11 protein-coding genes and 2 pseudogenes are annotated in these 12,988 nt (G+C 68.9%); 8 read left to right on the top strand and 5 right to left on the bottom strand.

The genetic code is table 11. The annotated features are described in order from the left end of the window. Positions 1 to 405: 405 nt before the first annotated feature. A complete protein-coding gene (locus ACFV57_RS13215; RefSeq protein WP_385229809.1) occupies positions 406 to 1,491 on the bottom strand; it encodes a PhlD in 1,086 nt (361 codons plus the stop codon). Positions 1,492 to 1,593: 102 nt separating this feature from the next. After that, the gene (locus tag ACFV57_RS13220) at positions 1,594 to 2,469 is read right to left on the bottom strand and encodes a hypothetical protein (RefSeq protein WP_385229812.1); all 876 of its coding nucleotides are present in this window, start codon (positions 2,467 to 2,469) and stop codon (positions 1,594 to 1,596) included. A 387-nt stretch (positions 2,470 to 2,856) separates the two neighbouring features. Between ACFV57_RS13220 and fabG the strand changes: the two genes are divergently transcribed. From fabG to ACFV57_RS13250, 6 genes are all read left to right on the top strand, one after another. Beyond that, the gene (gene fabG, locus ACFV57_RS13225; RefSeq protein ID WP_385229815.1) at positions 2,857 to 3,573 is read left to right on the top strand and encodes a 3-oxoacyl-ACP reductase FabG; all 717 of its coding nucleotides are present in this window, start codon (positions 2,857 to 2,859) and stop codon (positions 3,571 to 3,573) included. A 350-nt stretch (positions 3,574 to 3,923) separates the two neighbouring features. Next, a complete protein-coding gene (locus ACFV57_RS13230) occupies positions 3,924 to 4,346 on the top strand; it encodes a hypothetical protein (protein ID WP_385229818.1) in 423 nt (140 codons plus the stop codon). Positions 4,347 to 4,552: 206 nt separating this feature from the next. Beyond that, on the top strand, positions 4,553 to 5,521 hold the full coding sequence (locus ACFV57_RS13235) for an acetyl-CoA carboxylase biotin carboxylase subunit family protein (protein ID WP_385229821.1): 969 nt from the start codon (positions 4,553 to 4,555) through the stop codon (positions 5,519 to 5,521). A gap of 74 nt (positions 5,522 to 5,595) precedes the next feature. Then, a complete protein-coding gene (locus ACFV57_RS13240) occupies positions 5,596 to 6,345 on the top strand; it encodes a hypothetical protein (protein WP_385230028.1) in 750 nt (249 codons plus the stop codon). 167 nt (positions 6,346 to 6,512) lie between these two features. After that, positions 6,513 to 7,811 carry a hypothetical protein gene (locus ACFV57_RS13245; protein ID WP_385229824.1) on the top strand — a complete coding sequence of 433 codons (1,299 nt, stop codon included), beginning with the start codon at positions 6,513 to 6,515 and terminating at the stop codon, positions 7,809 to 7,811. Beyond that, positions 7,808 to 8,848, top strand: coding sequence for a GNAT family N-acetyltransferase (locus tag ACFV57_RS13250; protein ID WP_385229827.1), 1,041 nt, complete (start codon positions 7,808 to 7,810; stop codon positions 8,846 to 8,848). The genes ACFV57_RS13245 and ACFV57_RS13250 overlap by 4 nt, the downstream gene beginning before the upstream one ends. A gap of 172 nt (positions 8,849 to 9,020) precedes the next feature. On the opposite strand, the pseudogene ACFV57_RS13255 reads toward ACFV57_RS13250, so the two are convergent. Continuing rightward, positions 9,021 to 9,233 (bottom strand): annotated as a pseudogene (locus ACFV57_RS13255) (IS5/IS1182 family transposase); the annotation flags it as partial. Between the two features lie 335 nt (positions 9,234 to 9,568). Here ACFV57_RS13255 and ACFV57_RS13260 point away from each other — a divergent pair. Together ACFV57_RS13260 and ACFV57_RS13265 are read left to right on the top strand one after the other, a co-directional pair. Then, positions 9,569 to 9,793 carry a hypothetical protein gene (locus ACFV57_RS13260; RefSeq protein ID WP_385229830.1) on the top strand — a complete coding sequence of 75 codons (225 nt, stop codon included), beginning with the start codon at positions 9,569 to 9,571 and terminating at the stop codon, positions 9,791 to 9,793. Between the two features lie 254 nt (positions 9,794 to 10,047). Next, positions 10,048 to 11,391, top strand: coding sequence for an integrase (locus ACFV57_RS13265; RefSeq protein WP_385229833.1), 1,344 nt, complete (start codon positions 10,048 to 10,050; stop codon positions 11,389 to 11,391). Here ACFV57_RS13265 and ACFV57_RS13270 read toward each other — a convergent pair. Together ACFV57_RS13270 and purB are read right to left on the bottom strand one after the other, a co-directional pair. Beyond that, positions 11,387 to 11,482, bottom strand: a pseudogene (locus tag ACFV57_RS13270) (mismatch-specific DNA-glycosylase); the annotation flags it as partial. The gene ACFV57_RS13265 and the pseudogene ACFV57_RS13270 overlap by 5 nt on opposite strands. Positions 11,483 to 11,494: 12 nt before the next feature. Further along, on the bottom strand, positions 11,495 to 12,928 hold the full coding sequence (gene purB, locus ACFV57_RS13275; RefSeq protein WP_385229836.1) for an adenylosuccinate lyase: 1,434 nt from the start codon (positions 12,926 to 12,928) through the stop codon (positions 11,495 to 11,497). Between the last annotated feature and the right edge of the window lie 60 nt (positions 12,929 to 12,988).

A 12,988-nucleotide genomic window follows, 5' to 3' on the forward strand; every position in this document is an offset into this window, starting at 1 on the left:
TGGCCGCACTGGCTCCTCCTCGGCATCCGCGACCACAGCGCCGTATGGGCCTCACCGTGGACCACCGAGGGAACCCTTTTGGACCGCCGTGGTTTCCTCACCGCCGCGGCACTGGCCGCCGTCGGCGCCGCGCCGCTGGTGGTACCGCCGGCGGCGCGGCCCGTGACGGGGCCTGCGGCATGTGCGGGAACGGCTGCCGTAGCGCGGGGCACGGCGTACGGTGGGGCTTGGCCGGAGGGTTTCGGAGGCCCCGGATTGGCCCCGGGAACTCCGCATTTGGGACCGGCCGTTGAGTGGATTGCAAATGTGACCAAGCGTCAGGTCCGCTACCGTCGAAGCGCTGACGCCCCCACCATCATTGGGGGCGCCAGCCGCATCGTGCGGAGACGGAAAGAGCGTGCGGGGTCAGGCAATCCAACGCACGCGGGAGGCCACGGCGCAGAACCCGGGCCCGAAGCCGATCTTCAGGCCGCAGGCGCCGGGGGCGGGCGGGTCGTCGTGGAGGCGGTCCAGGATGCGCAGCGCCGTGGGCCCACCGCCGTTGCCGCCGTTGGCCAGAACTTCGTGCGAGAGGCGGGCCGCCTCGGGGGAGACACCGCCCTTCTCCTCGATGAGGTTGAGGATCTTCCGGGAGCCGGGGTGCAGCACGGCGAACTCAGCCTCCTGGCCCGGCCAGGGCAGGTGGGGCAGGACGGCGGAGACCGCTTTGAGTGCCTCCTTGGTGCTGTCGAAATGCAGGCCGTCGGCCTCATGCCGGGTGGCGTAGGCATCCAGGGTGTCGGGTTGGAGGTACTGCCAGGTCTCCTCGATGACCAGGCCCGGGTCGGCAAGCGGTTCGCCGCTCACGACGGTTCCAGCTCCACCGTCGCCGAAGAGCAGTTTGTAGGCGATGTGCTCGATGGCCGTGTTGTCGCTGCGCTGGTATGAGGTGCTGAGGTCCTCCGCGCCGACGACCAGGAACTTGTCGTCGGGCCCTACTAAGCGGGCGGCGAGGCCAAGGGCGTGTGCCCCGCCGGCGCAGGCGAGCTGCGTCATCGGAACACGGAAGATGTCGGGACGGAGCCCCAGGGCGTTGATGACCGCGGCGTCAGGCCCTGGGGCACGGTCACCGGTGGCGTTGAACGTGATGAGGCCGGTGATGTCGGCGGCGTCGATGCCCGCGGCAGTCAGCGCCCGCTCGGCGGCGGTGAAGGACAGCTGCCTGACGGCGCTGACGGCGCGGTCATTGCGCTCGCGCATGGGGATGGGCTCGGCAACCTCGTGCAGGGGCCGGTTGAAACGTCGGTAGGTGACGCCGGTCTGGCCCGCAATGCGGGAGGCGACCTCCTTGGCCGTCGCGTACTTCGCCTCGCGTACTTCGGCGCTGTCGTCTTCTTTCCGGTTGAACCAGGTGGCGATGTCCTCCACAATCGGCGAATTTTCGACGATGTAGTCTGCCTCGGCTATGCCGGGACGGTTGACGTACACCGGTCGTCGGATCACGTGCACCACGGACGAATCTCCTGATCAGGAGCTCTCGGTATCGCTGCAAGAGAGCTTATGGGCGGGGTTTGCACCGTACGACGTACGGCGGGAACCGGGCACACGAGGTGGTCAGGATGAGGCCAGGGATATCTCTGGGACGGTCGGCTCCTGTGGCGGGATCAGCACCTGGCCGCCGCGGAGGAAGGGTAGGGTCATCTGCCGGGCGCCGGGACTGGACAGGGGCTGTCCTGCGAGCAGGAGCACTTCGCCCTCCCCCCAGGTGCCGTGGTTCATCGGGCGCCGGTCCCCGTCAGGGTGCATATACGTGGTCTCGCCGCGATCCCACAGACGCAGCGCGCACTTGTCGTCCAGGATCAGCTCGTAGATGCGAAGTAGCTCGGGATCGTCCTTCCACCGGCTGAGCGCCAGCCGGACCTGCGGCATCAGGAAGGGGCCCCAGGAGCGGTCGTAGTCCATCAGGACGTGATCACGGGCCTCGTCGGAGAACAGAAACCATTCGGCCATGTTTGTCGGCGGTTGGCCGGATGGAAACATGGTCCGAAAGGTCGCATTGTGGAATCGCACGCGCCAGGACCGGTCGTGGGCATAGGACATGTGGAGCTGTCCGTGCACCGCGTACTCCCAGGCCGCCGGGATGACGGTGCCGGAGTCGGGGAACAGTTCCGCCTTGGGCTCGGTGCCGTACAAGTGTAAATGCGCCTGCATGTATTCGGACTCTTTGAAGCGCATCGTCCGGGCTAGTTGCAGCAGATAGCCGGGAGAGGGCCGTAACGCGCCCGACTCGACTTTCTGGTAGACGCCGATGCCGGAATTCATTGCGATGTCGATCTCAGCCTGCGTCACGCCGGGCACCGGCGGTCCGGTGCGGGCTGTTGATCGTGGGGGCAGCCCCAGCTGCTCGGGCTTCATGCGCTCCCGTCGGGTCCTGAGCAGCTGTGAGAATGCGCGACGCCCGTCCTCGTCCTGGCTGCGAAGACGGCCCATGTTTTTCTCCTTGCCTTTGCCGTTAATAGACGAAGTTCTGGTTCTGGAATTAGTCCGTCGTTGATTGGTCAAGTGCCGTCCCTCAGGATGGAGTGCACAGAGCAAAACAACCTACCGGCTTGTTGCAGGAGGGGCGGCTCCTAGACCGTTATACGGTGATCCGCCACCCGGGAGGGCGCACCGGCCCGATCGACGACACACAACACATGCCAACTTTGGCAAGTGACACACAGGCAGAGGGGGGCCGCACCACTTCGCTCTCACCTTTCGAGGAGAGGGCAAGCAGGCCACGTGCCAGGGCTGTTCGCCAGGTTTGTGGCCGAGTAGACGAGACAGTGCGACATGCCGGTTTCCCGGGGGACCGGGACGGCATACGGAGAGGATGACATGACCCTGCCCAAAAAGGCTCGCTCGGTCCTGGTCACTGGCGGCAGCCGGGGTATCGGCCTCGCGACGGCCCAGGCGTTCGCGGACGCCGGGGAGAAGGTGGCGGTGACCTATCGCTCCCACCCTCCGCAGGACGACCGGCTTCTGGCCATCCAGTGCGACGTCCGCGACCCGGAGGACGTCGAGCGCGCTTTCAAGGAGGTCGAGGCGACACACGGCCCCGTGGAGGTGCTGGTCGCCAACGCCGGCGTCGTGGCCGACGGACTGCTCATCACCATGAGCGAGGCCGACTTCGACACCGTCCTCGACACCAACCTCAAGGGCGTCTTCCGAGTCGTGAAGCGCGCGCTGAAACCGATGCTCAAGGCCCGCACCGGCCGGATCATCGCCATCTCATCGGTCGGCGGTGCCATGGGTGTGGCGGGGCAGGCCAACTATGCCGCTTCCAAGGCTGGCCTGGAGGGATTCATTCGCTCGGTCGCGCTGGAGTACGGGGAGCGGGGCATCACCGCCAACACGGTGGCGCCCGGCATCGTCACTACGGACATGCTCGCTGCCCTGCCTCTGGAGCGCCGCGAGGAACTGGTACGGCGCACACCGGTGGGGCGGCCGGGCCAGCCGGGGGAAATCGCCGCGGCGGTGCTGCTCTTCGCCAACAACGCCTTCACCAACGGGGCCTACCTCCCGGTCGACGGCGGGATGGCCATGGGTCACTAAGAGGGCGGGTCTCAGAGCGGCGGCTGTTGCGATCAGCCGCCGCGGGAGTCGGCGCCCGGGGCAGACCACCATGCTGGCGCGCACGCTCCTTCGAGGCGTCACCTCAACCCGTCGGAAGGCCCTGGCCCCCACACTTGCCGCCATGACGGTGGCCGCCCCTTCGGCAAGGGGCGGCCACCTTCTTCACACACCATTGCTCGGCAATCACGCAATCGAGAGAACGGCTGTGTGTTGGGCGTGTTGCGATCACGCCCAACGTCAGAATAGACGTGCCGGTGGTCGGCGGAAACACCGTCTCGATCCCCGAACGGACATTACTGGGCAGCCCTGTCATTTCAGGGAGAGTCCCCATGCAAGACATCTGCACCATGCAGCCCCCGGAATACGTCCGGCCAGTTCGTCGCCTGGCAGCTATCCGCCGCACGGCGGCGGTGGCGGTCGCCGGGGCCCTGCTCGCGGGAGGCGTCGTAGCCACCACGGCCACCCCCGCCGCTGCGGCGGGCACCTGCTCCCGCTCCACCGTCCCCATCGACAACGGCGGCCGCGCCGAGAACGTGTTCGGCACCGTGAACTCGGACCACGTGAATCTACGGACGGGACCCGGGACGGGCTACGCGGCAAAGGGCCAGCTGAACGGGTGGTTGGTGCCGTTCATCGCCCGGTGTACCGCCAAGGGCGACACGTGGCTGTACGTCCACGTCACCGGGGGATCGCACAAGGGCAGCAGCGGCTGGATCGCCCGCCGGTACGCCACCCTCTACCACTCCATGTAGCTCCAGCTCCCTGACCGGCTAGTCCCCTGGCCTGGTCAGGGCCGGCCGGGCGGCCGTCCCCCCTGCTGCCCGGCCGACGGGGCGCCGTTCCCCCAGCGGCGCCCCTCTTCCTCTTTCTCGCCTTCGGCTGTGCTCATCTGCCGACGCTGGGCGCCGCCCCGTCGGCGTTCAACTGCCGGTCCCACCAACTGTTCAGGGAGGACTCAATGCCCATGCCCGATCCGCCGGTCCTGCTGGTCGTGGGCGCCGGCGCCTCGTCGTCCTGGCGCGAAGGGCTGCGGCGGCTCGCCGCTCTCCACCCCCTCGTACTACTGGAATCGGGGCCCGCAGCCTGGGCCTGCCCCTACGTGCTGGACACGGTCGACGCCGACCTGCGTGACGGCCCGGCCGTGGCGGCGGCCGTCGACGCAGTCGCCGCCCGCCACTTTGTGACCGGAGTGATGACCTACCTGGAGGAGCACGCGCCTCTGGCCGCGCACCTGGCCGCATGCCGCGGCCTGCCCGGCTTGGGGGCACCGGCAGCCGCCGCCTGCCGGGACAAGGCGGTGATGCGAAGCCAGCTGGCCGCCCGTGACGTGCCGCAGGCCCGGTCCTATCCCGTGCCGGACGCGCCGACCGCCGTCGAGTACGCCAGGCTGCTGGGCTACCCGGTCGTGCTCAAGCCCCGCGGGCCCTCGCAGGCACTGCGTCTTCGGTCCGCGCGTACCGCTACGCAGGTGCACGATGCCTTCCGCGCCGCCCAGGAGGCGTCACTGCCGAGGGCCGATGCCGTGACGGGCGTGCTGATCGAGGAGTGGATCGCCGGACCGGCGGTCGCAGTCGAGTGCGTGGTCCGCCCGGACGGCGTGCGTCTGGTCGCCGTCACCCGCAACGGCCCTGCCGCAGGGGGCGACGCCACGGTACCGGTTCCCGATGTGAGGGCCACCGCAGTCAGGGCGCTCCAAGCGCTCGGAGTCGAGTACGGCATCATGCGCGTGGAGATGCGGCTGACGCCGCACGGGCCGACGGTCACCGAGATCGCCGCGCGTCCCTCGGCGGATTTCCTTCCGGTGCTGGCCCGTCTGGCCACGGGAGCAGTCGGCGCGGACGCCGCTGGCGGTCCAGCGGAGGGGACCGCCGCACGCATCGGGCGCCGCAGCACCCCGCTCTCGGCCGTCACAGGGGAGGACCGGTGAAGAGGGCGGCGCAGCAGCCGAGCCCGGCGCAGGAGGCGGTCGTCCCGGCACGTCCGCGGTTCCTGCTCAGGGAGATGCGGTCGAGCTGTGCCACTCGGCGGATATACAAGTGGACCTTGCCCGCGTGGGCAGGGCGGCTGCCCGACGGGCGGACCTACAACACCTGCCCGTCGGCTGGAATTTGTCACGACCTTTGCTATGCCCGACACGGAACCTTCCAGTTCCCCGGTGTCGTGCGGGCACACCAGGCCAACCTCCGCTACGTGCTCGACGAGCCGGACGCGTGGGAGGCCCAGCTCACCACAGAGCTGCAGCACCGGCGGTACTACTCCGGCCCGGGCCCCGCCCATGTCCGCATCCACGACAGTGGCGATTTCTTCTCGGCTGCGTACCTGCATGCCTGGATTCGGATCGTGCGCCGGACGCCGGATGTCGTCTTCTACGCCTACACCAAGGAAATCGCGCTCTTCGAGGAGACCGTACGGCCCGACCCGCCGCCCAACTTCTACTGGCGCTACTCCTACGGCGGCACCCAGGATGCCCGGATTCCCCCGGGCAGCCCCCATGTGGACGTCTTCCCCGACGAGGAGTCGCTGGACCAGGCCGGGTACACCTCACAGGCCCCGTCCGACCTGCGCGGCGCCTACGGGCCGGAGACTTTGGGCATCCCGGCGAACAACCTGCCCCACCTGAAGAAGGCGCAGGGATCCCAGACATTTCGCGCCTTGCAGCGCGCCGCTGATACCGCCGCGGCCGACCGCCGGGCCCGGCGGCGCGGACCGGCCAAGCGCGGCCCCAGCAAGGGCCACGGGCCGCCGCGCTGAGCCGCTGCACCCGTCGCCGTCATCCCGGGCCGTGACCGTACGGCACCGCCGGGCAGCCTCCAGGCCGCCCGGCGGCCGGCCGCCACGCCTGCATCAGCCCTCACCTAGCGGGCCCCGACTTCCGGAGCTGATCACCTGTGTCCCTCGTCCACGCCGATTCCCCACCCGTGCCCGAGCGCCCGGCACCTTATGGTGTGGCCGCCATCGTCGCGCCCTACGGCCCGGAGGGGGGCGACGCGTACGCCGCGGAATTCACCCGGCACGGGTGGGCGTGTGTGCCCGTCGTCCACCCCCCGCACTCGCTCCCTCTCCTGCACGCCGACACAGCCGTCTCCGATGCCTTCCCCCGCGCGGTGACGCATGCGGGCCCCGGGCTGCGGCGCACCCTCAAGAAGCTGCGGGCACGCCACGACGTCAAGGCCGTCTTGGCCGCGCACCCCCTCGGACTGCCCCTCGCCGACCACCTGGCCCGCGGCCTGGGGCTGCCCGGCTGCGATCCGGCCAGTGCCCAGAGGCGGCATTGCCGCGGCGCACAGATGGACGCACTGCCCCAGACAGGCCTGGCCGCCCCACAGGGCATCCGCGCCACGACCCTGGCCGCAGCCCAGCGCTGGGCGGCCTTCGTGCAGACACCCGCCTACGTCCTGGCGCCTGCCGACACCGCCGTGCACGGCGCGGCCCGGGTGTGCCGGAGCCCCGCGGAGATCCGAGCGGCCTGGCACGTGCTGCGCCGCGCCGCACGCCGGCACACCGGCGAAGAGCACCTGGTGCTCCAGGCCCACCAGCCGGGCCCGCAGTACATCGTGCACAGCGTCAGCTCCCCGAGGCCGTGCGGCAGTGCCACCGACCACACCGTCACCGACATCTGGTCCGAGATCCAAACGGGCCCTCAGCTGACCGACCGCGTCGAGCTGATGGCCACCAGTTCGCCGTTCCACCGGGTCCTGTCGGCCTATACACGGCGCGTCCTGGACTGCCTGGGAGTACGGACCGGACCCGCCCGCAGCCGCATCGCCTTTGTGCCCGGCCGCGGCCCCGTGCTGCTGGCCGCCCGGGCCTGGGCCACCAGCACCCCGGCCGATACGGCCGTGCGCGAGGCCACCGGACATGACCTGCTGCGCTCCGCCGTGCACGCCGCGATCGGCGATGCCGCCCGGCCAGGGACCGCGGGCCGGGCCGTCCTGCGACGCCCCGACGATCAGCGGCACATCGCGCTCGTACGCCTGATCGCCCCGGCAGCCGGGCGGATTGACGGTCCGTCGCTGGACACCCTGACCGCACTGCCCAGCGTGGCCCGGATCGTGGGTCCGCTGGAGGCCGGTGCGCCCGTCGTACGCACAGTCGACCGCCGCACCTCCCCCGGTGAGGTGCTGCTGGTCGCCCCGACCCAGCGCGCTCTCGCCGAGGGGTACCGAGCCGTCCGGGCGGTCGAAGCTGCCGGCCTCTACCAGGGAGGTACCCGATGACCACGAGTCCGCCCCCACCGCCGCTGCTGACCCCGGTATCCGTCGCCACGCGTCTGCACGTCCGTACGCTCGAAGGGCCCCGGGCCCACACCGCCCTGGCGGTCCTGTGGCCCGGGCTCTACCGCCACGACCCCGACGCCACGCCCTACCAGTCGCCCGCCTGGCTCACATCCATGGCCGCGCACATGCCCCCCACGGACCAACTCCTCATGCTGGTCGTCACCGATGACTGGACCCGGCCGGTGGCCGGACTGGCGCTCGTACGCCGCACCGACGACCAGGGCCTCAGCCGGATTCGCCCGCTCGGCTCCCCATGGAGCGAATACGTGCAAGCCGTGGGCCCGCAGTCGGCGCGCCCGGCAGCGGCTGCGGCCCTGCGACGGCGCTTGGAGGCCCTGGCCCACGACGGCGCGCACGTGGTGATCCCTGACGTCCCCGTGGACAGCGCCCTGGGCCAGCAGCTGGCCGCCGCCCAGTGGCAGCAACATGACCGTGCTCTGGCCCGCTGCGCCCGCCTCACACTGCCGGTGGACTACGAAGCGTTGCCTCGAAGCGCCCGAAAGGACCACGCACGCCGCGCTCGCACCTGGGTGGACCTGATGGCCCAGGACCGGGTGCACTTCACCCGCACCCGCACCAGAGAACAGCTCCGCTCCGCATACCTGGACCTGGCACGACTGCACCGACGCCGGTGGGCCAGCGACGCCCCGCTCGACCTGGACCTCGTACTGCGCTGCGGCGCGGACGCCGCCTTCGTGGCCTCCCTGTCCCTGGACGGGCAGCTGGTCGCCGCGCAGCTGTGCCTCGCCCGCGGCCGCCGCGTGTATTCCGTGCTGCCTGCCATGAACCCCGAGCACGCCGACCTGGCCCCGGGGCACAGTCTGCTGCGGCGCCTGCTGGACGAGCTGCATTACGACGGCTACGAGTCGGTCGACCTCGGCCGAACCCGCGACAATCCAAACCAAATTTCGTACAAGCAGCAATACGGCCCGATCTGGACGTCCACGTTGACCGCCATGAGCCCGGGCGTCGGGTGATGGGCCGTCGTCAAGCGGACCGTCATGAGGGGCAGGGGGCGAGTTCTTACAGGTCACCGGCTCATGATGCAAATCTGAGAAGCAGTTCGACGTCGTCCTGAACCAACACCGCGTTGGCGGGCCCGGGCCGCCGGAACAACGCCCCTAGAGCCAATGCCGTGACTCTGTTGGTGATCTTTGCGAGCTGCCGCATGGCTAGATTCGTGCGGTAGTACACGGCCACCAGCAGCACCCGCTCGGTCAGCGGCAGCCGCCGCGGACAGCCCCATCCGCAGCCCTCGCCACCGCGTTCCCGGACCGCTTTCAGCAGCCGGCCGAACCGATCGACCCGCAGTCCGGTAAACGTCTCCACCCACACCAGCTCGGCCCTCAACACCCCCGCCATACGACAAAGATGCCCAGTCCACAGCCTTCTGCAACACCCTTTGCTTTCCTGACGCTGAAGCCGTACCCCGCCCCACGCCGTTCTCCCTCGTCGTGGACGGATGGTTTGTGAACGGGGCTGGCGGCGGATCCTACCGGCCCACGGACAGCGGTTACTCGCGGCAATGGATCCCGTGACAGTGGCCCGCCGGATTGCGGCGAACCCGTCCACGCTGTCCGCAGCGCTGCGCGGCCCAGTGAACAGGGCGGTCCACATTCTAAAACTCGACCCGACAGACCTGCCCGACAGCGGGGAAGATGGCGCTCGGCTGCCCGTCAGCTCCCGCGCGAAAGCGAATGGGCGTACGGGAATTCAGCGGTACGATCACAGCGCACAGAGAGGAGCAGGCTGGTGGGGCGCTGGTCGACATCATCCGTCAGAATCCGCATCTGCGCCGTCCGCTGCCCGACATCTCCGACCACGCCGCGGCGGTCGTCGTGCCCGCACGTGCCCACTCGGACAGCGCCGAGGCCGCCCGCCGGACCATGCTCCGCCTGCGTTCCCATGTCGAGAGGGGGTGAGCATGTCGATGCAAGGGGCGCGGTGAGCGCTCTACTCGCATCGGCGCTCCTGTGTTGCCGTCACGGCGGATAGGCAGTCGGTTGCCGTTCCCACGTAAGGGCCCTGCGGCCCGGGGATGCGAATCAGGCGTTGAGGAGGCGCCTGCTTGTGGTCGTAACTGCCCCACAAGCAGGCGCGAGTAGCAGTCCACCCGGAGCGCGGCAGAGCAAATGAGAAGCCCGCGGGGCTGGCACGAGAAACCCAAGGAGGAGCAATGCCATACATCGAGTGGCGCGGCGGCAAGTGCCGAGTCAAGTGGTGGGCGGGCGAGTACCTGCCCAACGGCCGCAAGAAGTACGAGTCAGCGTCCGGCTTCGAGGACGAAGAAGAGGCATGGAACTACGGGCTCGATCGTGAGTACGAAGTGCGTCATGGTATTGCGATCAAACAGAGAGACAGTAAAATTCTCATGTCGACCTACTGCTGGGACTGGTTTCACGCCCAGGATCTGCGGCCGTCATCAACACGGAGTTACAAGGCCATCATCAATAAACGGATCGAGCCCTATTGGGGAAGTCGAGCCGTCGGCGACATCACGACATTCGAATACGAAGCCTGGAAGAAGGCCCTTCGCGCAACCGCCGAGCGCGGCGAGATATCAGCCGGGTACGTGGACTTAATCCTCATGGTTTTCGGTGTTATGATGGATGACTCGGTGACTCGCCATGGACTTCGCATGACCTCGCCAATTGTACGGGAGAAGCGCGGCCGTGGAAAGTACAAGAAGAAGGTGCGTGAGAAGAAACGCCCCCAGGAGATGGCTACGCTCCACCGCCTCGCGGTCAACGCCTACAGCGTCTGGGGTTACGACGGTTGGACGTACATCTGGACCGCGGCGTTCACTGGTATGCGGCCGAAGGAGATGTGGGGACTGCAGCGGTGCTTCACCTCACCGAACTGGCCGGCCTCGGATCCACTCGACTCCGACGACGGAAAGCGTGAACCGAACCTGGAGCGGTACATAAGAATGCCGGCGCTGCGGGCGCAGTTTCAGCACCAGTGGGTTGAGGGAGAACGGACGCTGGTGGACCCGAAGTACGACTCATGGCGGACGTTGGTGGTGCCGCCGTTCCTGCATGAGATGCACAAGGCGCTGCTGGCCTCACACGACTCGCAGTGGATGTTCCGGTCGCACAGTGGGGGGCCGTTGCTTGGAACGAACTTCGAGGATGCGTACTGGTATCCGATCAGGGACGGTAGCCCAGCGCGCGAGGGGCGGTATGCGCGGGCGGAGATACCTGCGGTGCCGGAGATGGCGAAGAAGCGGATCTATCTTCTGAGGCACGGTCACAAGGAGTGGCTCGACGAGGACGGCCACCCGCGGGTGGCCGTCGAGGCGCGGATGGGACACGAGCTCGGGGGAGTAGAAGGCGTGTATGCGAACGTGACACCGGGGATGGAGTTGCGAGTCGCGGAAACGCTGCAGGAGCGGTGGGAGAAGTTCATGGGAGAGGAGGGGAACGTGTGGCTGCCGCCTGCTCCCAATCCTCTCCCAGTTGATCTTGTGAATCGCGTTCCTGTGCAGGTCAACGGGTGTACTTCTCCAGTGGTCGATTGATGCCACAGAACAGCACCCGCAGGCCGGGCGCCGCCACGTCGGGGACGAGGCGGTCGCGCGCGGCCCGCAGTTCCTCGGGAGTGAATACCATCGCGGCGGAGCTTCAGAGAATCGAGCCCGGCGTGTACGCCGCGGCTTCGGGGTACTGCTTGGTGATCTCCTCGACGCGGGCCACGACCGCGGCCACCTGGTCGGCGGCGGCGCCCGTGAAGGACAGCTTGTCGGCCATCAGCGCGTCCAACTGCGTCCGGTCGAGCGGAATCCGCTCGTCCGCCGCCAGCTTGTCCAGCAGCTCGTTGCGCTCCGCGCCCTGCTCGCGCATGGCGAGCGCCGCGGCGACCGCGTGCTCCTTGATCGCCTCGTGCGCCACCTCGCGGCCCACCCCGGCCCGTACGGCGCCCATGAGCACCTTGGTCGTGGCGAGGAACGGCAGATAGCGGTCCAGTTCGCGCGCGACGACGGCGGGGAAGGCACCGAACTCGTCCAGCACGGTCAAGAACGTCTCCAGCAGCCCGTCCAGGGCGAAGAAGGAGTCCGGCAGCGCGACCCGGCGCACCACCGAGCAGGACACGTCGCCCTCGTTCCACTGGTCGCCCGACAGCTCGCCGGCCATCGAGGCGTAACCCCGCAGGATGACCATCAGGCCGTTGACGCGCTCGCAGGAGCGGGTGTTCATCTTGTGCGGCATCGCCGACGAGCCGACCTGGCCGGGCTTGAAGCCCTCGGTCACCAGCTCGTGGCCGGCCATCAGCCGGATGGTCTTGGCGATCGAGGACGGCGCCGCGGCCAGCTGCACCAGCGCGGTGACCACGTCGTAGTCCAGCGACCGCGGATAGACCTGGCCGACGGAGGTGAAGGCCTGGCCGAAGCCGAGGTGCACGGCGATCCGCTGCTCCAGCCCGGCCAGCTTCGCGGCGTCGCCGCCCAGCAGGTCCAGCATGTCCTGCGCCGTGCCGACCGGGCCCTTGATGCCGCGCAGCGGATAGCGGTCCAGCAGGTCGGTCAGCCGTCCGTACGCCACCAGCAGCTCGTCGGCGGCGGTCGCGAAGCGCTTGCCCAGCGTGGTCGCCTGCGCCGCGACGTTGTGCGAGCGACCCGCCATGACCAGCTCGGCGTGCTCACCGGCGAGCCGGCCCAGCCGCGCCAGGACGGCGACGGTACGGTCGCGCATCAGCTCCAGCGACAGCCGGACCTGCAGCTGCTCGACGTTCTCGGTCAGGTCCCGGGAGGTCATGCCCTTGTGGACCTGCTCGTGCCCGGCGAGCGCGTTGAACTCCTCGATGCGGGCCTTCACGTCGTGCCGGGTGACCTTCTCCCGCTCGGCGATCGACGCCAGGTCGACGGTGTCGAGCACCCGCTCGTAGTCGGCGAGCGCCTGCTCCGGCACCTCCACCCCGAGGTCCTTCTGCGCGCGGAGCACCGCGAGCCACAGCTTGCGCTCCAGCTTGACCTTGTACTCGGGGGACCACAGGACGGCGAGCTCCGCGGAGGCGTAGCGGCCGGCCAGGACATTCGGAATGCGGGGCTTGGCAGTCACGTGACCAGAGCTTACCTGCCGTCCGTGATATCCATGACGCCCAGGCGAGGCACCTACGGG

It is taken from the genome of Streptomyces sp. NPDC059788 (assembly GCF_042732265.1).
Taxonomy (GTDB): domain Bacteria; phylum Actinomycetota; class Actinomycetes; order Streptomycetales; family Streptomycetaceae; genus Streptomyces.

Bases quoted from the DNA above. Each gene is read 5' to 3' on its own strand.
- ACFV57_RS13220 (WP_385229812.1), bottom strand. From the start codon at position 2,469: ATGGGCCGTCTTCGCAGCCAGGACGAGGACGGGCGTCGCGCATTCTCA.
- fabG (WP_385229815.1), top strand. From the start codon at position 2,857: ATGACCCTGCCCAAAAAGGCTCGCTCGGTCCTGGTCACTGGCGGCAGC.
- ACFV57_RS13230 (WP_385229818.1), top strand. From the start codon at position 3,924: ATGCAAGACATCTGCACCATGCAGCCCCCGGAATACGTCCGGCCAGTT.
- ACFV57_RS13235 (WP_385229821.1), top strand. From the start codon at position 4,553: ATGCCCATGCCCGATCCGCCGGTCCTGCTGGTCGTGGGCGCCGGCGCC.
- ACFV57_RS13240 (WP_385230028.1), top strand. From the start codon at position 5,596: ATGCGGTCGAGCTGTGCCACTCGGCGGATATACAAGTGGACCTTGCCC.
- ACFV57_RS13250 (WP_385229827.1), top strand. From the start codon at position 7,808: ATGACCACGAGTCCGCCCCCACCGCCGCTGCTGACCCCGGTATCCGTC.
- ACFV57_RS13260 (WP_385229830.1), top strand. From the start codon at position 9,569: ATGGGCGTACGGGAATTCAGCGGTACGATCACAGCGCACAGAGAGGAG.
- ACFV57_RS13265 (WP_385229833.1), top strand. From the start codon at position 10,048: ATGCCATACATCGAGTGGCGCGGCGGCAAGTGCCGAGTCAAGTGGTGG.